This is a genomic window from Micromonospora sp. NPDC005087 (genome assembly GCF_042872965.1).
GTDB lineage: Bacteria > Actinomycetota > Actinomycetes > Mycobacteriales > Micromonosporaceae > Micromonospora.
The window spans coordinates 59,688-81,001 of the sequence record NZ_JBIALB010000001.1; the positions used below are offsets into that span (position 1 = coordinate 59,688).

The following is a 21,314-nucleotide window of genomic DNA, read 5'->3' on the forward strand; positions in this document are numbered from 1 at the left end:
GCTGGCCGCTGTAGGTCTCCCTTGGAGCGGCCGGTGACGTGCGGTGGTTTGTCGGCGGCGCCGGGTAGCCTGCGAGGGGCGTCCGCAAGCGTGAGCACGGGAGGGGTAAGTGGTCGACGATCCGCGCCCACGGCCGGTCTTCCGCCAAGTGCCGGCGGACATGTTCGCCTTCACCACCACCGACCGGGCCGAGCTGCACACCGCGGTCATGCAGGTCTTCGGCGACGCCCACGAGCGGCTGGTCGCCGCGCTGACGTTCGACGAGGTCCTCGCCGCGCTGCCCGGCGTCGGTTGGTACGAGCCGGTCACTGACAGCTCGCTGGACTACACGCTCGGTGCGCTGCACAAGTACGGGCTGGTCGAGCGCACCCAGAACCACACCGCCCACTACGCCTCGGCGGAGGAGTACGAGCGACGCAACCTGCACTACTCGTTGAGCCGCAAGGGTGAGGCGGCCTACGAGGGTGTGCTGCACGCCGTTCAGCTGTTGTCGTCGACCGGGGCGCTGCAGACCGCGGTGCTCGACGCGATCCTCGACCGCCTCGGCGAGCTGCACGATCTGCTCGTCGCCGACGACAGCGCCGACCGGCGGGTCTACGCAGCCCTGATGGAGCTGGAGGGCCACCTCGCCGGGCTGCGCGCCAGCACCAAGCAGTTCAACGGCCAGTTGCAGCGGCTGTTGCGCGCGGAGGGCGCCGATCCCGCGACGTTCGCCGAGGTCAAGCAGGCGACGATCGCCTATTTGTCGGAGTTCGTGACGAACCTCGACGCCCGCCGGCAGAGGATCGCGCAGGGCGTGGCCCGGGTGGAGGCGCGGGGGGTCACCGTCCTGCACCATCGGGCGCTGCGTGGCGCCGACCTGCCGGCGCTGCCAGGTGAGGCTGACCCGGCCCCGCGCTGGCTGCAGCAGCGTGCCGCCCGGTGGGACGGTCTGTGCGCCTGGTTCCGGCCCGCCGATGGCGGCCGTCCGCGCATCGACCAGCTCGCCGACGTGGCGCGGCGGGCCATCATCGCCCTGATGCGGGCGCTGGAGCGGCTCAGCGACAGCCGGCGCCGGGGCACCAGCACGGCGGCCGACTTCCGCGTCCTCGCCCGTTGGTTCTCCGCCTGCGAATCGGACGACGCGGCGCACGAGTTGTGGTCGGCGGCGTTCGGGCTGTGGCCGGCCCGGCACACCCACCTCGCGCCGGACGACCCGACCGCGGTGCCGGCCACCACATCCTGGTGGCAGGCACCGGCGGTGCCCGTGTCACCGCTGCTGCGGACCAGTGGCCAGGTGGACAAGGTCGCCCGCACCGCCCGGGTGCGGGACACCGGAGAGGTGCGGCGGCTGCGGCGCGAACGGGTGCTCGCCGAGCGGGCCGAGCTGGAGCGGGCGTGGCGCCGTCTGGCCACCCCCGGCCCGGTGCGGCTGTCGGCCTTCGGCACCCTGGACCCGGGCAGCTTCGGTCGGCTGCTGGAGCTGCTGTCGCGGGCACTGTCCGCCGTGCCGCAGGATGGAGTACGGCGGGCGGCGACGGCTGACGGCCGCCTGATCGTGGCGCTCACCGGCCCGCAGGGTGCCGGCCGGGCCTGGTTGCGGACACCGCACGGCGTTCTCTCGGCACCGGACTTCCTGGTGTCGATCACCGAGGCCCGACCGCACGACCTCGAGGCCCGAGCGGCCGATGCCCGGGAGGCCAGCGCATGAGTGACCTGCGTAGCGAACTCGACCGTCAGCGGGCCACCGAGCGTGCCCAGGCGATCCGGGCGCTGCTCGTGCGTCCTCTGCTCACCCGGGACGCCGGGCCGGACGACTTCGCCCTCGTGGTGCGACACCGCGGTGAGCTGATCACCTGGTTCGACACGCACACCGGCTGGCGGTTGGTCATCGAACCCCGCGCCGGGTACGCCCGGCTGCTGAAGTCCTCGCCGCAGCCGCCAGCCGACCGCCCCGCCCGCCGCCCGCGCGGGGCGCGGGTCCCGTTCGACCGCCGCCGTTACGCCCTGTTCTGCCTGGTCGCCGCCGAGCTGCTCGCCGGGCCGGTGACCACCATCGGCATCATCGCCGAGCGGCTGGCGCAGGCGTCCGCGGTCGAACCCGACATCCTCGGGTTCGACAGCACCCGGCACGACGACCGCCGCGCCTACGTCGACGCCCTGCTCGTTCTCGAGGAGTTGGGCGTGCTCACCGCCGTGGACGGCAGCACCGACGCCTTCCTGCAGCAGACCGATGCCAAGGTGCTCTACCGGGTCGACAGCGGTCGTTTGGTCCGGTTGCTCGCCGCGCGGCAGGCGCCGTCGCGGCTGCCGGCCTTCGACCTGGGTGCCCTGGTGTACGAGCCGCGCTACGGCGGCGCCGACGACCCGGGCGCCGACGTCTCCGACGAGCAACGCAACCGCTGGCTGCGGCACTCCATCGTGCGTCGGCTCCTGGACGATCCGGTCGTCTACCTCGCCGACCTGTCGGACGCGCAGCGGGGCTACGCCGCCAGTATCACCGGCCGGCGGATGCTGCGCACCGCGGTGGCCGAGGCTGGGATGCTGCTGGAGGAGCGGGCCGAGGGCCTGCTCGCGGTCGACCCGGATGCTGCAGCAACGGACGAGAAGTTCCCGGCCGGTGGCAGCGTCGCCGGGCAGGCGGCGCTGCTGCTGCTCGACACCCTCCTCGCGGCCCATCCCGCCCCGGTCGCCGAGGAGCAGCTCATCCGGCAGCTCGCCGACCGGTTCGCGGCGGTGCCAGCGTGGGCGCGTACCTACCGCTCCGACGGCGGGCCGGAGCGGCTCACCGGCGAGGCGCTGGCGCTGCTCGGCCGCTTCGGTCTGATCGAGCGCGCGGGCGGCAGCGTGCGCGCGCTGCCCGCCGCGGCCCGGTACACCGTCGGCGCGGCCACCGTCACCACCCCACGAGCAGCCAGGAGCAACCGGTGACCGTCCTGTCCCTACCCGGCGCGGCCACCGTCGCCGCCGCGCTGCGCGTCGACCGGTGGCAGCCCACCCGAGCCGGCGTGCTCAACGTCTGGCGCTACTACGACGAGGAGTTCGGCTTCCACCGAGGTCGGCTGCTGCTGCGCGGGCCCAACGGCACCGGCAAGTCCAAGGCCCTGGAGCTGCTGCTGCCGTACCTGCTCGACGCCAACCTGCGCCCGTCGCGACTGTCGACCTTCGGCGGCTCCGAGCGCACCATGCACTGGAATTTGATGGGCGACGGCTACCCACACACCACCCGGGTGGGCTATGTGTGGCTGGAGTTCGGCCACGGCGGCGACGATGCGCCGCGCTGGTTCACCTGCGGTGCCCGACTCGCCGCGTCCACCAACACCCGCACCGTCGACGCCACCTACTTCACCACCGAGCTGCGCGTCGGCGGCGCCGATGGCCTGTCGCTGGTCAAGGACGGCAATGTGCCCTTGACCCGTCAGGATCTGGTCCAGGCGCTCGGCGACCGGGGCGTCGTGCATCCGGCAGCCGAGTCCTACCGGCGCACGGTGCGCGAGACGCTGTTCCGGGGGTTGAGCGAGACGCAGTACGAGGCGTTGATCGCGACGCTGCTGCAACTGCGTACCCCGAAGCTGTCCGAGCACCTGAATCCCGACGCGCTCTCGGAGGTGCTGTCCAAAGCGCTCCCCCCGCTGGACGCGGCCGACCTGGCCGAGATTGCCGAGGGTTTCGAGCAGCTGGACCGGCGCCGCGAGCGGCTCGCCCGACTCGATGAGGAGGTGCTCGCCGCGCAGCGGCTAACCGAGCGGCAGCGGCGCTACGCCCGGCGGGCCCTGCGCCGGGGCGCCGGTGAGATCATCGCCGCCACCACCGGGCTGGACAACGTCACCCGGGACGCGCGGCAGCGCCGGCAGGAGCACGCCACGGCCGCCGACGAGCTGACGCAGGTGCGGACGGCCATCACCGGCAACGAGCGCGACCAGGGCGTCACCGAAGAGGCGATCGGCGGCCTGCGCGACAGTGACGCCTACCGCGAGGGGCAGCAGCTCGACCAGCTGCGCTCGCAGACGCGCGCGGCCCGGCGCAGCGCCCAGGACGTGGCCGCCACGGCGGAGAGTCGACGCGCGGAGGCAGCGGGCACCGCTGAGCGAGCGGAACGTCTCGCCGCTGACGAGGCGGCGACCGTCGCACAAACCGCCCGATCCTGGCGGGACACGACGGCCGCGGCGCTGGAGGCCGGTCTGGCGACGCTCGTCGAGCCGCTCGCCGCCGAATCCGTGGAGCGGGCCCGGCAGTTGCTACGCGGCCTCGTGCGCGGCCGGGAAGACGAGGTCACCACGGTCCGGGCCGCAATGACCGGCCACGAGCGGGCGGTGGCCGAGCGAGAGCGGGCGCAGGGCCGCCGGGAGCGGCGTGCGGCAGAGCGCGACGCAGCCGACGCCGCACTGCGACAGACCACCCGGGGGTACGAGGACGAGCTGGCCAGACTGCGCGACGACATCGTGGGATGGGCATCAGGCTGCCGCGTCCTGCCCGTCGGCGACCGTGGCACGGACCTGGCCGACCTGGCCGGCGACGAGGTCTCCCTCGGCGCCGTGGTCAGTGACCTCGACGCCGCGGTACGCGAACAACTCGCCACCACCGAGGCCCGCGAGCAGGCCCGCGGCGCCGACCTGCAGCGGCGTCGGATCGCGCCGGCGGCGGAACGCGAGGCGCTGGCGGCGGCCGTGACCCGGGAGCCAGCCGCACCACGGCATCGCACGGCGCCCCGGGCGGACCGGCCGGGCGGCCCACTGTGGCGGCTGGTCGACTGGCGGGCCGACGTACCCCCGCATGTCCAGGCCGCCGTGGAGGCCGCGCTCGAGGTCTCCGGCCTGCTCGACGCCTGGATCTGGCCCGACGGTTCGGTGACGTCGGACCGGCGTGGCCATGACACCTACCTGGCGGCGACTGCCGCGCTGCCCGCGCCGCACCGGTCCCTGCTCGACGTACTCGACGTCGACAACCGGGCGACGGTGCCGGCACCGCTGGTGACCGCCGTCCTCGCCGGGGTGGCCTTCGGGCCCGCCGCACCCCACCACAGCGCGGCGATCGGCGCGGACGGCACGTGGCGGCTCGGTCCGTTGTACGGCAGCTGGAGCAAGCCGGACGTGGAGTTCCTGGGCGCTGCGGCCCGGGACCGGGCTCGGCAGCGCCGGTTGGCCGAACTTGCGGCACAGCTCGCGGAAATCGACGCGGAGCGCAGCGTGGTGGCCGACCGGCTGCGGCAGTTGGCTGAGCGGCGGTCCCTGCTGCGCGCCGAGTTGGCCGCCCGGCCGGATCATCGCGAGGTGGTGCGCGCCGCAGAATGGGTCGGGCGGGCCGAGCTGAAGCTCGCCGGGCTCCAGGACCTGCTCGATGAGGCAGCCCGCGAGGCGCTCGCCGGCGACGAGGACGCCCGAGCCGCGCTGCGCGAGTTGACCCTCGTCGGCTCCCGGTACGGCCTGCCAACCACCGCGGCGGACCTCGATCTGCTGACCGCCGCGCTGCGCACCCTCGGCCAGGCGGCGGACGGATGGCTGACCGACCGGGGCCGGCAGGCCCACGCCGCCGCCCGGCTCGACGACGCCCGCGAGACCGCCGGTCATGCCGTGACACTGGCCGAGGAGGAGGCGCTGCGGGCAGAGACCGCCGAGGAGGCCGCAGCCGGCCTCGAAGCCCGCCTCGACGCCGTCGAGCGCACCGTGGGCGTCGAGTACCGCGCGGTCCTCGACGAGGTGCAACGGCTGCGTACCCATGCGGAAGCCCTGAAACAGGAACTGCGCCGGCTGCGGCCCCGCCACGACACGCTCATCGGGCGCCTGCACGAGCTCAACGCCCGCGCCGAGCGGGCGGAACAGGACCGGGACGCCGCCGCCGGCACCCGCGACGCGGCGGTGGCCCGGCTGGCCCGGCTCGTCGACCTCCTCGGCCCGGACGCGGCGCTCGCCACCGACCTGTCCGGCGTCGGTCCCCTCACCGCGACCCTGCAGGCCGCGCGTCAGCTCGCGGAGGAGCTCGGCAGCCTTCCGCACGGCCCCCGGCACCTCCGTCAGGACGAGGGCGAGCTGAGCAACGTGCTGCACGTCATCAGCGCCTCGCTGGCCGGGTACGCCGATCTGGCGATGAACGCCGATGAGGAGTGCGACGTACAGGTCGTCACCGCCACGGTAGACGGACTGCGGACCACCCCAACGGCTCTGGTGCACCGGCTGACGACGGAGCGCGACGAGATGCGGGCCCACCTGACCGAGGAGGAGCGGCAGTTGTTCGACCGCACCCTCACCGGCGACACCCGTCGCCACGTGGCCCACCGCACCCGGCAGGCCGCTGACCTGGTTCGGCAGGTCAGTGCCCAGCTGGAGCAGGTACGTACCGTCTCCGGCCTCGGCGTCCGGCTGCTCTGGGAGGTCAACAGCGAGCTCGATCCGCGGTTGAGGCAGGCCCGGGAGCTGTTGTTGCAGGATCCGGCGCGGCTGACCGAGGCCCAGCGCACCGCGCTGCACGACTTCTTCCGCGCCCGCATCGATGACGTCCGCGGCGCCGGTTCGACCGACGGGTGGGAACAGCAGCTCGGCGAGGTTCTCGACTACCGACGGTGGCACCGGTTCGTGGTGCAGGTCCGTTCCGCCGCTGGCGACTGGTCTGCGGTTACTCGACGCCAGCACGGCGCCAAATCGGGTGGCGAGAAGGCCATCGTGCTGCACCTGCCGCTGTTCGCCGCGGCCGGCGCGCACTACCGGGCCGCACCCTCGGCGCCCCGGCTCATCCTGCTCGACGAGGTCTTCGTCGGCGTCGACCAGACCAACCGTGGACAGTTGATGGCCGTGTTGAGCGCCCTCGACCTCGACCTGCTGCTGACCTCCGATCAGGAGTGGTGCACCTACGCCGAGGTGGACGGCATCGCCATCCACCAACTGATCGCCGGCGCGGAGGACGGCGATGACGCCGTCACCACCGCCCGTTTCGTCTGGACCGGCCGCGACGTCGTGGCGGCAGACGTGACATGACGGCTGCTCGATTCGACCGCCCGGAACTCGCGCCGCTGTGGGCGGAGGCACGCCGTCGACTGGCGGCCACCGACGGAACGGTGAGTCGCGTGCACCTGCGCGGGCTGCGTCCGGCCGAGCGAGCCGCCCTGGCAGATCTGCTCGGCCTCGCGTACACCCCCGATCCGGAGGTCACGGTCGCGCTGCGGGGACTGGACGCGATCCTGCGTGCCGCCACCGGCGGGCTGGACACCCGAGGTGTGGTGGAGGCGATCGGTGGGCCGATCGCCGACCGGGCGGGTGACCGGCGCCGGCAGGCAGCCGACCGGGCCGAGTTGTGGCGCTGGGCGCGTGAGCACCCCGTCGTCGCCGCCGAACCGGCACTGCAGCCCTGGCTCGACGGCGTACGCGCCGGCGGCCTCGTTTCCGGCGACGCGCTCGTCACCCGCGCCCTGCTGGATCAGGTGTTTCATGTCCTCGCGGCATTGCCGGTGTTGGGGGAACCGCTGCCGGTGCTGGCCGCACGGCTCATCGGCGACTCGCATGCCCTCGACGACGATGGTCGACTCGGCAAGCTGGTGCTCCGTGCCCTGGCAGCCCTGCACGACGAAGAACCGCCAGCCGACGCCGAGCACCGCCGACGGCTCTGGGAACACGCGGGCGTCGCCTGCGACGAGCTTTCCACCACCGTCTTGGTCGCCGGGCTGCGACCACCCGGCGACGATCCGCTCGCCAGCGGACTGCGGGCATGGGCTGACGCCGGTCAGGCCACAGTGGTCACCCTGGCGCAGCTGAAGCATTACCCCGTCAGTCGGCTGGACGGGCCGGTGTTCGTCGTCGAGAACCCGGCAGTGTTGACGGTCGCTCTGCGGCACTTCGGTGCTGCGTGTCCGCCGCTGGTCTGCGTCGCCGGGTGGCCGAGCACGGCGGCCGTGGTGCTGTTGCGCGGTATCGCCGCGACCGGGGCGGAGCTGCACTATCACGGAGACATCGACGGTGAGGGTCTGCGGATCGCCGCGCACGTGATGACCAAGACGGGCGCGCGGCCGTGGCTGTTACAGGCTGAGGACTATCTCGATGCCGCACCGGGTGTCGGCCCGGTCGCTGGCCGGATCGACGACACGCCGTGGGACCCACGGCTGGCTGAGGTCGTCCGCGGACACGATGTCGCACTGCTCGAGGAGGTCGTGCTCGAGTCCCTGCTCGTCGACATGGCCGCACGGGCTGGTGTCGAACGGGCCGTGTGACTGCGGTCAGGTGAGTGCGTGGCCGCTGACACCCAGGGTCGCACCCGCCGGTGGGGCGCGTCGCGCCGCCGGAGAAGATGTCAGCATGAGCGATCCCACACTTCCCAGGCGCGTCGTCGTCACCGGGGCCACCGGCAAACTCGGTCGCGCCGTGGTCGCGCACCTGCGCGCCATAGGCGTCGACGTGCTCGCCGTCGACCGCGCGGGCGGACGCGACCCCCGCGACGTCAACGGCGAGTTCCTCCTCGTCGACCTCACCGACTACGGGCAGGTGGTGGAGGCGTTCACCGGCGGCGCCGACGAGCACGCCGGCGGCGTCGACGCCATCGTGCACCTGGCAGCGGTCCCGGCCCCCGGCCTGATGTCGAACGCGACCACCTTCGCGAACAACTCGGCGGCGACGTACAACGTGTTCGCCGCAGCCAGGGCTGCAGGGATCAAGCGGGTGGTGTGGGCGTCGAGCGAGACGGTGCTGGGGCTGCCGTTCGACACCCCGCCGCCGTACGCGCCGGTCGACGAGGAGTACGCGCCGCGACCGGAGTCCACGTACTCGCTGAACAAGGCGCTCGAGGAGGAGATGGCCCGGCACTTCTGCCGGTGGGACCCCGAGCTGGTTATGGTGGGCCTGCGGTTCTCCAACGTCATGGACGTCGAGGACTACGCGCCGTTCCCCTCGTTCGACGCGGACCCGGCGCTGCGCCGGTGGAACCTGTGGGGCTACATCGACGCCCGCGACGGCGCCCAGGCGGTCGAGCGGGCCCTCGCCCACGACCAGCCGGGCGCCGAGGTCTTCATCATCGCCAACGCCGACACGGTCATGAGCAGGTCCAGCGCCAGCCTGATGGCCGAGGTCTACCCGGGTGTCGAGATCCGCAAGGAGCTCGGCGAGCACGAGACGCTGCTCAGCATCGACAAGGCGCGACGGGTGCTGGGCTACGAGCCGCGGCACTCATGGCGAGACCACGTGGACACCGCGGGCCGCTGACGCCTCTACCTCGGCGTAGGCCTGGGTCATCCGGGAGAAGTCGTCGGCGCCGTGCCCGGCGCTGATCGCCCGCAGGGCCGCCGCGCGGGCCGCCCGTAGCACGTCCGCGTCGATTCGGTGCTCCTCGGCGGCGTCGATGATGTGGGCCATGCTGGCGGCGGTGGAGGCGATGGCGGAGACGTCGGCGGCATGGTCGTCGGCGCCCAGCCGGCGGGCCATGTCGTCGATGAGGTCCGGCAGCAGGCCCCCGATGCCCTTGGCGTACGGGGCGAGCGCGGTCGGGCTGATCTGTTCGGCCCGGGCCAGTGCGAAGGCGTGGGCGACGCCGCTCATCAGGATCGCGGCGTGGAAACCCGGCCGTTTAGGGCCGGGAGGTAACGCCGCTCCCTCCCCTCGATGCTCGTCTTGCATGATGGGTGGATAGAATGTGAGGCGTGGGTGAGGTGGTGAAGCGGGCATACAAGTACCGCTTCTATCCGACCCCCGAGCAGGCCGATCAGCTCAACCGCACCTTCGGGTGCGTGCGCAAGGTTTACAACCTCGCCTTGGAGGCGCGCACCCGTGCGTGGGCCGTTGACCGGCAGCGCAGCACCTATGTGCAGTCCTCGGCGTGGCTGACCGAGTGGAAGCGCACCGAGGAGCTGGCGTTCCTTAACGAGGTCAGCTCGGTGCCGTTGCAGCAGACGCTGCGGCACCTGCAAGCCGGGTTCGCCGCGTTTTGGGGCAAGCGGTCGCGCTACCCGCGTTTCAAGGCCAAGCGCAAGTCCCGGGCGTCGGCGGAATACACCCGCTCGGCGTTTCGCTGGCGTCACGGGCAACTCACCCTGGCCAAGATGGACGCCCCGCTGGGCATCGTGTGGTCGCGGCCCCTGCCCGAAGGGGCCGAACCGTCGACGGTCACGGTGTCCCGCGACGCGGCCGGTCGGTGGTTCGTGTCCCTGCTGGTCGATGACCCCACCGTCAAGGCACTGCCGCCGCTGTCCACGGCGGTCGGGGTGGACGCGGGCATCACCAGTCTGCTCACCTTGTCCACCGGGGAGAAGATCACCAACCCGCGCCACGAGCGCGCCGACCGGCGCAAGCTGGCCAAGGCGCAACGCAACCTGTCCCGTAAGGGCAAGGACACCAAGAACCGGGCGAAAGCCCGGCTTGCGGTGGCCCGCATCCATGCCCGCATCGCCGACCGGCGGCGGGATCACCTGCACAAGCTGTCGACTCGACTCGTCCGTGAGAACCAAACGGTCGTGATCGAAGACCTCAGCGTGCGCAACATGCTGCGCAACCACTCGCTGGCCCGCGCCATCTCCGACGCGGCGTGGACACAACTGCGCAGCATGATCGAGTACAAGGCCGCCTGGTACGGGCGGCAGGTGATCGCCGTCGACCGCTGGCATCCGAGCACGAAGACCTGCTCGGCGTGCGGTCGGATCAACACCGCCATGACCCTCGGCGTTCGCGTCTGGACGTGCCCCGGCTGCGATGCCGTGCACGACCGGGACGTCAACGCCGCCAGGAACCTTCTCGCCGCCGGGCTGGCGGAGAGGTGAAACGCCTGTGGAGGGCCGGTGAGACCCGACCCGCGAAAGCGGTGAAGGCGCGGCCCGGTGAAACAGGAACCCCCTCGGGTGACCGAGGGAATCCCCGCCCTTCAGGGCGGTGGAGGATGTCAACGCGGTCCAGAACATGTCGAGCAGTGCGATGTCGTGGGCGGCGGCGCGGCCGGGCTCCGGTCCGAGCCAGTCGGCGGCTCCGCCGATGCTGGCCAGGGTCGCCCGGTGGGTCTGCCAGATGTCCTCCGGGCCGCTGTACAGCACGAGCGCGGCAGGTCCGCCGATGGTGAGGGCCGGGGTCATGATCGCGCCGTCGAGGTATAGTCCACGCCGCGCGAGCCCGCCCACTCGCTCATGTCGCGAGTGCTACGTGGCGTGTCGGCGGTGAGGTTCACCAGGGTGTGGCCCTTCAACGCGGCAGCGGCCGGTTCGACGATCGCGCGAACCGCCGCATTGTCGATGACGCAGGCGAGCGTCAGTGGGCTGGCGCGTACCGCCTCGTCCACGGTGGTCGCTCGTCGCGCGCCTCGGGCGACGAGTGGGTCGGCCCGGGCGGCGGTCCGGTTCCAGACGGTGGTGGGGTGCCCGGCGGCCAGCATGGCGCCGGCCAGCGCCTGACCCATCGGCCCGAGTCCGAGATCGTGACGGGGGGACGGACGTGCTCGGACATGGAGGTGCTCCTCAAAGAGACGGGATGGCGCCGCAACGTGTGTGGACCGTTCGGCAGGGCCGGTCCCATCCTGCGTCCGTCAGGTTCGGGGCATCAAGTACGCACTATTTCCTCAGGTACTTACCTTTTGGTGGGTGGCACACCCTGGAAGGTTTCAGCGTGCGGCCTGGTAGGCGCGGCCGACGGCGGTCGCCGTGCTGCCGGTACGGAAGAGCCCGGTCTGGTCCTTGTCGGTAGCGGGCAGGCCGAACCAGGCGTACCGGTGCAGCCAGCTCAGCCAGCTGAGCATCCGGGTCGCCGCGGTGAGGAACGCGGCCTGCTGGGCCTGGCTGGGGAAGCGGACGCCGTTGGAGAAGTCGATCAGGGCGAACTCGGTGAGCCAGATCGGCAGCTTGTAGCGGTCGTGGACCGCCTGGAGGTACGACTTGAGCTGGTTGACCGCGTTGGCGGTGGTGAAGTCGCCGCCGTACCAGTGCAGGGCGATGAAGTCGACCCGGTAGCCGCGCTCCTTCGCGCCGGTCATGAAGCGGTCGAGCCATTCGCCCGGTCGGTCCCCGCCCCAGGCTACGGCAGGGCTGCCCAGTGGGAGGCCGGTTGACTCCAGTTGCGGCCACAGGTCCAGCGCCTGTTCCACGCTCATGTTCGCCTGACCGCCCATGTCCGGCTCGTTGAAGCCGAGCAGCTGTCGCCCGTTCTTCTTGGCCTGTTGCAGGCTATTGGCGGTGACGCTTTTCGCGCCCCAGATCATGGGGACGAACTCGCTGCCCTTCGGGCTGGTGACGCCCGGGTGGCCCACGTTCCAGGTGTAGTACCAACGAGCCGTGGAGTTGGCCAGCGCCTCGCTGACGCCGTTGAAGGTCCAGACGCCGACGCCCTTCTTCTTCGAGGTCACCGCGGGCGCCGGCGCGGCCGGGCGGGCCGTCGTCGGCTTCGGCTTCGGGGTCGCCGCTGAGGGCGTGGTGGTGGCTGGCGTGGTCGCGGCGGGCGCGCTGGCCGGTGGGGTGGTGGCCGGCAGCGCCTCGACCGCCGGGGCCGCCGCGGGGGCGGGGGTTGATCCGGTCGGTTGTGCCACGACGATCGCCCCGATCACCAGTGCGGCGACCGCGGCGGCTGCGGAGATCGGCCCCAGTACGCCCTTCGACCCGAACGAGAAGCGGTTGCGCAGCCCGCCGGTGCCCCGGAGCGCACCGCCGGCAAGGGGCTCGGCGGGCGTGGGCAGGGCGGTCGCCGCCGGGATGCCGGCCGCGAGGTTCTCGGCCATTCCGGGTGGGATCGGCAGTAGCGGAAGCCCGGCGAGCGGGCGTTCGACCGGGAGCAGATCGCGGGCCCAGGAGCCGCAGGCACCGCATTCCCGTACGTGGCGGGCAAGGCGCTTGCGCCACAGCGGGCTCGGTCGGCCGTCCCACGTCTGGGTCACGTCGCGCAGGGCGGGGCAGGCGGCGGTGGCGCGCAGCGCGCGGACCACGCTCCGGGACACCTCCAGCTGTTCTTTCATTCGCTGGATCCGTACCGCCGCGTGGCCCTCGGTCAGGCCGAGTGCCGAGGCGAGGTCGGCTCGGTCGAGGTTGCCGGTGGCCTCCAGCCACCAGAGGGCGAGCAGCGTCTGGTCGTCGTCGTCGAGCCAGCGGGTCGCCTCGGCCACCTCGCGGCGCTGGTCGGTCAGGCCGAGCCGGAGGATCGTGATCCCGGCGAAGTCCGCGGCCGGGTCGGGCACCCCGTACGCGGTGTCGAGGTCGGCGGTGTGGGTCAGCGCGTCGCGGCGCTGCTGCTCGCGGTCGCGCACCTGCCGCACGGTGATGGCGATCAGCCAGGACCGGTACGCGGTCGGATCTCGCAGGTCGGGCAGGTGCCGGACGACGCGTAGCAGGGTCTCCTGGACCACGTCGTCGACGTCGGCGTGCCCCCGCAGCGCCCGGCCGACCACGTTGTAGACGAGGGGGAGCGACGCTGCCACCAGGGCGTCGAGCGCCTGCGGATCGCCGTTGCGGGCGGCCACCACCAGGTCGGTGTCGGCTTCACCTCGACCGGTTCCGCGCATCGTTTCCACTCCTTCGTGTGGTCGCATCGCTACCCAGTGGAAGACCGTGGTGGTTCACCACCAATGCCTCCCCTCAGGAGACCGGCGGGCCGCAGCGGGATAACAGTTTCCACGGCCGGGCCGGACGGAACCAGGCGCGGCGGTCGCTCTCCCGCCCGTCCGTCGATTTCGGATCCATCACAGTGAACGTCTTCACTTGGCCACAACGAGCGCGTAGCCTGCCTGAAACGATTCATAGAGCGGAGGCCCGCGTGACTCGTCGTACTCTCGGATTCTGGCCGGCTGCCCGGCGGCGCCGGACAGCGGTGCTCCTGGCGGCGACGACCGTCGTCGCGGTGGTCCTCGGCGGGGCGCCGCCGGCGCTGGCCGCACGGGGGCACGCGCCGGGCGCACCGGCCTCGCTGACGGTCGGCGACCGGAGTCGCCCGCTCAACGTCGAGGGCGTCCCGCGGTTCGGTTGGCTGCCCCGCGACGCCGACCCCGGTGAGGCGCAGACCGCCTACCGGATCACCGTCACCGCGACCGGCGGCGACCGGGTCTGGGACTCCGGCAAGGTCGCCTCCGGCCAGCAGTCCTACGTGCCGTACGTCGGACCGGCCCTGCGTGCGGGCACGGCGTACGAGTGGACGGTCCGCACCTGGGACCGCACCGGCCGGCAGTCCCCGCCCGCCGCTGGCGCGTTCGAGACCGGCATCGACGACAGCCAGTGGGAGGGCGCCAGCTGGATCCGGCGCGCCACCACCGAGGCCGACGACTACACCCTGGCCCGCACCGAGGTACGCCCCAACGCCAGCCGCGTGGTCCGGGCCCGCGCCTACACCGCCGCCGACCACACCTACGAGCTCTACCTCAACGGCACCCGCGCCGACCGGGGCACGTCCTTCGGCTACCCGGGGGAGGACTACTACCAGGCTGCCGACGTCACCAGGCTGGTGAAAGCCGGTGCGCCGCTGGTCATCGGGGTGCGTTACCACTGGTACGGCAGCGGTCAGGGCCGCCCCGCCGGTGCCCGTGGCCTGCTGGTGAAGCTGGTCGTCGAGCACGCCGACGGCTCCCGGGAGGTGTACGGCACGGACGGCTCCTGGCGGGTCGCCCGGGACACCCAGTTCGTCGCGAACGCCGAGCGCCGCAACGGCGAGGGCGACCGGGTCGAGCGGCAGGACGCCCGCGCCGAGGTCGCCGGCTGGATGCGGCCCGGCTACGACGACAGCGCCGCCGGGTTCGCCGCCGCCGAGGTGCTCGGCGCGCATCCGACCGCGTCGTCTCCGCATCTGATCGGGCAGGAGACCCGGCTGGTCGAGACCTCCGTCGAGCCGGTCGCGCTGCGTACCGCCGCCGACGGCACGGTCGTCGCCGACTTCGGCGTGGTCATCCCCGCGCGCCCGGTCGTCCGGTTCGACGCCGGTGTCGCCGGGCGCACGGTCGACCTGCGGGCCGGATACACCCTCACCGACACCGGCCGGGTCGACACGTCCACCCTCCAGTCGCAGGGCACCACCATGAGCTTCCCGTACCTTCAGAAGGACGGGCCGCAGGAGTTCCACGCCTTCACCCACCTCGGCTTCCGCTACCTGGAGATCCCCGGCGCCGGCGAGCAGATCTCGGCGCACGACGTCTCCGCCGTCGTGGTGCACACCGACGTCCCGTCCGGCCGGGAGGCGAGCTTCACCAGCTCGAACGCCACCCTCGACGCGGTGTGGACGATGATGAAACGGTCCGCGATCTACTCCGTCCAAGAGGCGTTCGTCGACACTCCCACCCGGGAGAAGGGCCAGTTCCTCGGCGACGCCGCGAACATCTCGTACGCCACGATGTCCGCCTTCGGCGAGCGCGACGCCACCCAGCAGGCCATCCGCGAGTTCCTCCGCTCGGCCGCCCGCTACTGGACCGCCGAGGGCGACCGTGGCCGCTACAACGCCGTCTACCCCAACGGCGACGGCAAGCGGGACATCCCCGACTACTCGCTGATGTTCGTCGACTGGGTGTGGCGGTACTGGACCGAGACCGGTGACCGGGAGTTGCTGGCCGAGGCGTACCCGGCCATCCGGGACACCGCCGAGTACGTGCTGCGCCACATTCCGGCCACCGGCCCCACCGCCGGCCTGGTCACGGACCTGTCCGGCGGCAGCGGCGCCTACCGCTTCGGCATCATCGACTGGCCCGAGCCCGGCCGCTTCGGCTACGACATGACCGCCGCCGCGCGGACCACCATCAACGCCCAGAGCGTCGACGTGCTGCGGACCACCGCCCGGATGGCCGAGGCGCTCGGTCGACCCGCCGCCGAGGTGACCGCGTATGACGGGCGGGCCGACGGCCTCACCGGCGCGGTCAACGCCACGCTGCGCGCCGCCGACGGCAGCTACGTCGACGGGTTGTCGGCCACCGGTGCGCGCAGCGGCCACGCCGGGCAGCACGCCACGTCGTACGCCATCGCGCACGGGCTGGCCCCGCGGGCCGACCTGCCCGCGCTGGCCGACCACGTCGCGTCGATGGGCATGAAGCAGGGGCCGATGACCGCGCACTGGCTGCTGCGGGCGCTCGCCGACGCCGGCCGGCCCGAGGCGGTGCTGCGGCTGCTGACCAACCCGGACGACCTGGGTTGGGCGAACATCCTCGCTCAGGGCGGCACCTTCACCTGGGAGGCCTGGACCCTCGATCCCGGCAGCAACTTCAGCCAGTCGCACGGCTGGGGAGCGCAGGCGGTGGTCGACGTGCAGGAGACCCTGCTCGGCGTCCGCACCGCCAGCCCGGGTGCCGCCGTGGTCGACGTCGTGCCGCCCGCCGCCGGGCTCGACCGGGCGAGCGGCACGGTGCCCACCCAGCGTGGACCGGTCCGCCTCGACTGGCGGCGTACCGAGGGCGGCCTGCGCGTCGACCTCGACGTGCCGGTCAACGTCACCGCCCGGGTTGCCCTGCCGGTCGTGCCCGGAAAGTCCTACCGGGCGGCCGGTCCGAGCAAGGCGACCTTCGTCGGCATCGAGGACGGTCGCGCCGTCTTCCAGGTCGGCTCCGGCCGGTCCAGCTTCCACCCGGTCGCCGGTCCGGCGGCCCAGCCCCGCTGACGTCCCGTTCGGGGCCGGTCACCGGTCCGCCACCACCGGAAGGATGAGGACCAGGAATGATGCGCATGACGCGGCGCCGCGCCGCACCCTCCGCGCTTCTCGTGCTGCTGCTCGGCCTGACGCCGACGGTGGTGCCGGGCCCGGCCGCGGCCGCCGCGCCGGCGGCCCCCGCGCTGACGGTGACCGGACTGACCACCGAACGGGCCGCCGAGCCGATCGGGCTGGACGTGGACAAGCCCCGCCTCGGCTGGCGCATCGAGGCCACCACCCGGGGCGTGCTCCAGGAGTCGTACCAGGTGCGCGTCGCCACCAGCGCGGACCGGCTGGACGACGCGGACGTCTGGGACAGCGGCCGGGTCCGATCGCGACAGAGCACCCTCGTCCCGTACGCCGGCCCGCAACTGCAGCCGCGCACCCGGTACGCCTGGCAGGTCCGGGTCTGGGACACCGCGGGGCGTGACTCCGGGTGGAGCGCGCCGGCGTCCTGGGAGACCGGCGTACGGGGCGGCGACGGCTGGGGGGCCGACTGGGTCGGCATGCCGTCGCCCACCGAGTCCTGGGCCGACTACACGGTGCAGACGACGGTCCGGCTCGAACGCGACGCGGCCGGGATCTTCCTGCGGGCCCGTGGCGCGGGCAACGCGTACATGTGGCAGTTCTCCAGCACCGGCGGCAGCGCGAAACTGCGCCCGCACGTACGGGTCGACGGCGCCTGGACCCTGCTCAAGGAGGTGCCGCTCGGTGCGGTCGTACCGGCCGACAAGCTGACCGCGCCGCACATCCTGCGCATCACCGCGGCCGGCGACACCATCACCACCTGGGTCGACGGCACCCAGGTCGACGTCACCCGCAGCACCGCGCACCGGGCCGGGTCGGTGGGCCTGCGCACCAACGGGGTGGAAAGCGGGGTCTTCTCCGACTTCTCGGTGACCAGCGGCAGCGACACCCTCTACGCGGCCCCGCTCACCGACGGCGCGAACCCGTTCGGGGCGGGCACGGCCACCCCGGGCGGCCTGCGGGTCAGCGGCGACGCCGAGGCCATGCTCACCGCGCTGGACGCGAACCCGCTGCTGCGCCGGGGCTTCCGGGTCGACGGTACGGTCTCCCGGGCCCGGGTCTACGCCACCGCACTCGGGGTCTACCAGCTGTCACTCAACGGCCAGCGGGTCGGCGACCACGAGTTGGCACCCGGCTGGACGGACTACGACAAGCGGGTGCAGTACCAGACGTACGACGTCACCCGCCAGCTCCGCGCGGGCGACAACGCCCTCGGCGCCCTGCTCGGCGACGGCTGGTACGCCGGCAGCATCGCCTGGTTCGGCACCGACAACTACGGCTCCCGGCCGCACCTCAGCGCGCAGCTGGTCATCGACTACACCGACGGGCGCAGCGAGACGATCGGCACCGACGGCTCGTGGCGCGCCACCGCCGGGCCCTTCCTGCAGAGCGACCTCATCCATGGTGAGACCTACGACGCGCGGCGACTGCCGGCCGGCTGGGACCGGCCCGGGTTCGACGACTCCGCCTGGTCGCCCGCCACCGTCGACGACGTCGACGCCACCGACCGGATCGTCGCCCAGGTCGACCCGCCGGTGCGGGTCACGCAGGAGCTGCCGGCCAAGGCGCTGACCCAGCCCACCCCCGGCACCTGGATCGTCGACCTCGGCCAGAACATGGTGGGCAAGGTCCGGCTGAAGGTCGACGGCCCGGCCGGCGCGACGGTCCGCGTCCGGCACGCCGAGGTGCTCAACCCGGACGGCACCGCGTACACCGCCAACCTGCGCACGGCCCGGGCCACCGACCACTACACGCTGCGCGGCGGCGGGGCCGAGGTCTACCAGCCCACGTTCACCTTCCACGGCTTCCGCTACGTCGAGCTGACCGGCTATCCGGGCACACCCGACCTGTCCACCATCACCGGCCTGGTCATGCACACCGACGGGGAGCTCACCAGCGAGTTCGAGACCTCCAACGCGATGGTCAACAAGCTGCACAGCAACATCACCTGGGGGCAGCGCGGCAACTTCCTGTCCATCCCGACCGACACCCCGGCCCGGGACGAGCGGCTCGGCTGGACCGGCGACATCAACGTCTTCGCCAACACCGCCACGTTCAACATGGACAGCCTGACGTTCCTCACCAAGTGGTTGCAGGACCTGCGGGACGCGCAGTCGGCCAACGGCGCCTACCCCGACGTCGCGCCCCGGGCCTGCTGCGGGGACGGCGCGACCGGATGGGCCGACGCCGGGATCACCGTGCCGTACGCCCTCTGGCAGCGCTACGGCGACACCCGGGTCGTCGAGGAGCACTACGCGTCGATGGTGCGGTACGCGTCCTGGCTGGAGAGCACCAGCTCGGGTCACCTGCGTACCAACGCCGGCCCGTACCTCGACTGGCTCAACCTCGACGATCCGACGCCCGCCGGCGTCGTCGGAACGGCCTACTACGCCTACAGCATCCGGCTGCTGGGCCAGCTGGCCGGCGCCATCGGCAAGGACGCCGACGCGGCCCGCTACGCGGCGCTGTCCAAGGACATCGCGCAGGCGTTCGTCGACGCGTACGTCTCCACCGACGGCACGGTGCAGGGCGACAGCCAGACCGGGTACGTGCTGGCCATCGGCATGGGCCTGCTGCCCGACACGCTGCGGGCCAAGGCCGCCGACCGGCTGGTCGCCAACGTGCAACGGCACGACTGGCACCTCTCCACCGGCTTCCTCGGCACCCCGGACCTGCTGCCGGCGCTCAGTGAGACCGGGCATCTGGACGTCGCGTACCGGCTGCTGCTCAACGACACATATCCGTCGTGGGGTTACGAGATCGCCAAGGGCGCGACCACGATCTGGGAGCGTTGGGACTCGATCAAACCCGACGGCAGCTTCGGCGACGTGGGGATGAACTCCTTCAACCACTACGCGTACGGCGCGGTGGGCGACTGGATGTACCGGACCGTGGCCGGCATCCAACCCGACGCCGGCAATCCCGGGTACGCGCACCTCACGTTCGCCCCGCAGCCGGGTGGAGACCTCACCTCGGCCAGGGCGTCGTACCGCTCGGCGTACGGGACGATCGGCAGCGACTGGGATCTCGACGCGCGCGGGGACATGCGGCTGCGGCTCACCGTGCCGGCGAACACCACCGCGACCGTACGCCTGCCGGCACCGGGGCGGAACGCGGTCACCGAGGGCGGCCGGCCGGCGGATCAGGCCGACGGCGTGCGGTTCGTCCGGATGGACGGCACGGTCGCCGTCTACGAGATCGGCTCCGGTTCGTACTCCTTCGCGATCGACCGGGTGCTCGGCGACCTGGGCGACGCCGGCGACACGGTGCGGGAGCTGGTGACGCTCACCGACCAGCTCGCCGCTGAGCTGGGCCGACCGGTGGCCGAGTACCTGCGCGGCCGGTTCAGCCGACTCGCCGCGGAGACGACGGCGGCGCGCACGGCGTACCTGGCGGGCAATTCCCGTTCCGCCGCCGGTGACGTGCACCGAGCCCTGGCGAGCGCCGCCGACACGGCCCGGTGGCTGCGCACCCAGGTCGCCGCGGGTCGCCTCGACCAGGCCCACGCGGACCGGTTCACCGTGCTGCTCACCCGGGTCGATCAGCGGCTCTCCGCGGCGTCGTCGACCCTGGTCGGCGCCGTGGTCAGACTCGACCTGCCGGTGGGGGAGCGGCTGCCCGGCGCGGTCGTACGCGCCACCGTCACGGTGACCAACGGCGGGCGGGACCCGCTGACCGGCGTGACCTCCGATCTGCGGGCACCCGACGGCTGGACGGTCACGCCGGTCGGCAGGCGGGCCACCACGGTCGCACCGGGCGGCACCGTCAGCCACGGCTACGACCTGCGGATCCCCGCCGGTCAGGCGCCGGTGAGCGGGGCCATCGACGGCTCCGCCAGCTACCGCCACCGGGGTGGCGCCGCCACACTGCCCGTCGCGGGAACGGTCACCGTCGCGCCGGCGGTGCAGGTCGTGTCGGCGGTCCCGGTCCCGGCCGACGTCGCGCCGGGCGCCGCGACGACGGTCGGCACGGTGCTGCGCAACCGGGCCGCCGTGCGGGTGACGGGGCAGCTGACCGTCATCGCGCCGGACGGCTGGCGGGTGGCGCCGGCCACCGCCGGGTACGACCTCGCCCCCGGCGCGCAGACCACCGTGTCGACCGTCCTCACCGCGCCGGTGTCCGTGACGCAGGGGCCGGTGGAAATCACGGTGGCCACCGGCGACACGGCGGCCGAACGGCGTACGCTCGCGATCCCGGTCCGGTTCGACAATCCGCCGCCGGGCGCGTACGACCACGTCGACCTCGGCGATCCGGCCTCCGAGCAGGCCCACGGCCTCACCGCCTCGACCTACTCGGCCACCAGCACCGAGGCCGGCCTGACCCGCCGGTACACCGACACGACCCGCCCCGGTGGCTGGTTCGAGTTCGACCTCGCCGTCGAGCCCGGCGAGCCGTTCGTGTTGCGCTCGATCGAGACCTACGACGGGCCGCAGCTGAAGGACTACGAGGTGGTCGTGGACGGGGTGGTGGCGTACAGCCGCTCGTGGCGACGGACGGTGGGTGGAGCCGGCACGGTCAGCTACCAGTTCGTGGTCGACCTGCCGGACGCGACCCGCGACGGGGCGGTGCGGGTGCGCTTCCGGGACACGGGTGACGGCTACGACCCGTCGGTCGCCGACGTCTGGGCTACGCCGGTCCCGGCGGCCTGACGCACCCGCGCCGCTGTCGTCCTCCCGACGCCAGACCCGTTGCCTCTCGCCGTCCCCATGCCCGGGTTGGCCCAGACGCCCTTTGCTCTGCTTCAATCGGCGCAACACCGGCGGTGCCTTGTCGTTGCGC

General features: G+C 72.8%; 10 protein-coding genes and 1 pseudogene. 8 read left to right on the forward strand and 3 right to left on the reverse strand.

What is annotated here, in order from left to right; translation table 11 throughout:
* The first annotated feature begins 109 nt into the window (after positions 1 to 109).
* The 5 genes from ACFYPS_RS00285 (at position 110) to ACFYPS_RS00305 (ending at position 9,158) form a co-directional block, all read left to right on the forward strand.
* Entirely contained in the window at positions 110 to 1,690 is a 1,581-nt protein-coding gene (locus ACFYPS_RS00285) for a TIGR02677 family protein (RefSeq protein ID WP_387322019.1), read from the forward strand.
* A complete protein-coding gene (locus ACFYPS_RS00290) occupies positions 1,687 to 2,910 on the forward strand; it encodes a TIGR02678 family protein (RefSeq protein ID WP_387322020.1) in 1,224 nt (407 codons plus the stop codon). Before ACFYPS_RS00285 ends, ACFYPS_RS00290 begins: the two co-directional genes overlap by 4 nt.
* Entirely contained in the window at positions 2,907 to 6,947 is a 4,041-nt protein-coding gene (locus ACFYPS_RS00295; RefSeq protein ID WP_387322022.1) for a TIGR02680 family protein, read from the forward strand. The genes ACFYPS_RS00290 and ACFYPS_RS00295 overlap by 4 nt, the downstream gene beginning before the upstream one ends.
* Positions 6,944 to 8,173, forward strand: coding sequence for a TIGR02679 family protein (locus ACFYPS_RS00300; protein WP_354967417.1), 1,230 nt, complete (start codon positions 6,944 to 6,946; stop codon positions 8,171 to 8,173). The genes ACFYPS_RS00295 and ACFYPS_RS00300 overlap by 4 nt, the downstream gene beginning before the upstream one ends.
* Positions 8,174 to 8,258: 85 nt before the next feature.
* Positions 8,259 to 9,158 carry an NAD(P)-dependent oxidoreductase gene (locus ACFYPS_RS00305; RefSeq protein WP_354967418.1) on the forward strand — a complete coding sequence of 300 codons (900 nt, stop codon included), beginning with the start codon at positions 8,259 to 8,261 and terminating at the stop codon, positions 9,156 to 9,158.
* Here the strand turns inward: ACFYPS_RS00305 and ACFYPS_RS00310 are convergent.
* Complete coding sequence (locus ACFYPS_RS00310) at positions 9,123 to 9,491, reverse strand: hypothetical protein (RefSeq protein ID WP_354967419.1); 369 nt, start codon at positions 9,489 to 9,491, stop codon at positions 9,123 to 9,125. The two genes, ACFYPS_RS00305 and ACFYPS_RS00310, sit on opposite strands and share 36 nt — an antisense overlap.
* 101 nt (positions 9,492 to 9,592) lie before the next feature.
* Here ACFYPS_RS00310 and ACFYPS_RS00315 point away from each other — a divergent pair, with 101 nt between their 5' ends.
* A complete protein-coding gene (locus tag ACFYPS_RS00315; protein ID WP_354967420.1) occupies positions 9,593 to 10,705 on the forward strand; it encodes an RNA-guided endonuclease TnpB family protein in 1,113 nt (370 codons plus the stop codon).
* 302 nt (positions 10,706 to 11,007) lie between these two features.
* Here ACFYPS_RS00315 and ACFYPS_RS00320 read toward each other — a convergent pair.
* Positions 11,008 to 11,334: pseudogene (locus ACFYPS_RS00320) on the reverse strand (NAD(P)-binding domain-containing protein); the annotation flags it as partial.
* 198 nt (positions 11,335 to 11,532) lie between these two features.
* Positions 11,533 to 13,416, reverse strand: coding sequence for a sigma-70 family RNA polymerase sigma factor (locus ACFYPS_RS00325; protein WP_354967421.1), 1,884 nt, complete (start codon positions 13,414 to 13,416; stop codon positions 11,533 to 11,535).
* Positions 13,417 to 13,667: 251 nt separating this feature from the next.
* Between ACFYPS_RS00325 and ACFYPS_RS00330 the strand changes: the two genes are divergently transcribed.
* Both ACFYPS_RS00330 and ACFYPS_RS00335 read left to right on the forward strand, forming a co-directional pair.
* A complete protein-coding gene (locus tag ACFYPS_RS00330; protein ID WP_387322026.1) occupies positions 13,668 to 16,478 on the forward strand; it encodes a family 78 glycoside hydrolase catalytic domain in 2,811 nt (936 codons plus the stop codon).
* A 65-nt stretch (positions 16,479 to 16,543) separates the two neighbouring features.
* Entirely contained in the window at positions 16,544 to 21,184 is a 4,641-nt protein-coding gene (locus ACFYPS_RS00335) for a family 78 glycoside hydrolase catalytic domain (protein WP_387322028.1), read from the forward strand.
* Positions 21,185 to 21,314 lie beyond the last annotated feature (130 nt).

Excerpts from the sequence above, each read along its gene's own strand:
- ACFYPS_RS00335 (WP_387322028.1), top strand. The coding sequence starts at position 16,544 with ATGACGCGGCGCCGCGCCGCACCCTCCGCGCTTCTCGTGCTGCTGCTC.
- ACFYPS_RS00300 (WP_354967417.1), top strand. The coding sequence starts at position 6,944 with ATGACGGCTGCTCGATTCGACCGCCCGGAACTCGCGCCGCTGTGGGCG.
- ACFYPS_RS00305 (WP_354967418.1), top strand. The coding sequence starts at position 8,259 with ATGAGCGATCCCACACTTCCCAGGCGCGTCGTCGTCACCGGGGCCACC.
- ACFYPS_RS00290 (WP_387322020.1), top strand. The coding sequence starts at position 1,687 with ATGAGTGACCTGCGTAGCGAACTCGACCGTCAGCGGGCCACCGAGCGT.
- ACFYPS_RS00325 (WP_354967421.1), bottom strand. The coding sequence starts at position 13,416 with ATGCGCGGAACCGGTCGAGGTGAAGCCGACACCGACCTGGTGGTGGCC.
- ACFYPS_RS00310 (WP_354967419.1), bottom strand. The coding sequence starts at position 9,491 with ATGAGCGGCGTCGCCCACGCCTTCGCACTGGCCCGGGCCGAACAGATC.